1 protein-coding gene is annotated in these 1,124 nt (G+C 39.5%); it reads right to left on the bottom strand.

Annotation, left to right across the window (positions count from 1 at the left end; translation table 11 throughout):
- A protein-coding gene (locus H4683_RS21165; RefSeq protein ID WP_192600789.1) for an IS3 family transposase occupies positions 1-1,088 on the bottom strand; the annotation gives its coding sequence in 2 pieces (ribosomal slippage) (positions 1-863 and positions 863-1,088; 1,089 coding nt annotated over the 2 pieces). This gene is flagged as partial in the annotation.
- Positions 1,089-1,124 lie beyond the last annotated feature (36 nt).

Here is a 1,124-nt window from a genome sequence, read left to right as displayed (position 1 = left end):
TTGAATTGCTCCGTGAATCCGTTTCCGGTTGTACCATGATTCGATATAGTGAAAGAGTGCCAGCCTTGCTGATTCGTAATCCGTGTAGGTTGTGCGGTACACTTCCTCTTTCTTTAATGTTGCATGAAAAGACTCGATGCAGGCATTATCATATGGGCAGCCTTTGCGGCTAAATGAATGCCTCATTTTTGCGTCAGTCATCGCTTCTTCAAAGGCGTCACTAGTGTATTGACTCCCTAAATCAGTATGGAAAATAAGGCCTTCATCGGGTTGCTGAATGGTGATTGCGTTTGATAAAGCATCGAGGACTAGGTCCACGGTCATTGATTTTGAAAAGGAATAACCAATAATCTTTTTCGTATGCAGATCTAGAACAGAAGCTAAATAACACCAGGCGTTATTACTAGTATGGATATAAGTAATATCCGCAACCCACTTCTGATTGATGTCGGTTGTCGTGAAATCCTGCTTCAAGATATTTTCTCTCTCCACTACTAATCCAGTGGACTTGGTTGGACGATATTTCTTTGTGATAACGGATCTAATCCCTGCCGCTTTCATAATTCGTTGTACGCGGTTCAAGCTAACTACAAAACCTTCTTTATTCAAAAGAATATGGATTTTAGGGGCGCCATAACACTGTTTACTTTCCATATGAATGACTAGTATTCGTTCCAAGATCTTCTCGTTTTCAATTTCATATGTAGATTTTACTTTTTTGAATGATTGATAATACGTACTTTTAGGCACATCAAGTACACGACACATCAATTGGATAGGCTGATTTTCCTTCTCCTGTTCAATGAAGTCAATCATTTCTTGCTCAGTTACTTTCTCGCGAATATGACCATAGCCTTTTTTAGGATGTCGACTTCCTGCTGGAGGCGAAGATTTTCTTTTTGAATCTCTGCAATGTCTTTTGGCGTTAAACCATCACCGCCCTCTACAGGTGAAAGTGCTTTAATCCAGTTATAAATTGTAACTTCTGATACGTCATATTCGCGGTGGAGATCCCCTACAGATGTACCAGATCTGTAAAGCTCGACAATTGTTTTTTTAAAGTCATTATTATACTGTTTTCGTTTCATTCCGGACACGTCCTTCTCTTCTTTTTAGGATAGAGA

The organism is Sporosarcina limicola, assembly GCF_014873855.1.
Taxonomy (GTDB): domain Bacteria; phylum Bacillota; class Bacilli; order Bacillales_A; family Planococcaceae; genus Sporosarcina; species Sporosarcina limicola.
This window is presented reverse-complemented; position numbering and strand designations above follow the sequence as displayed.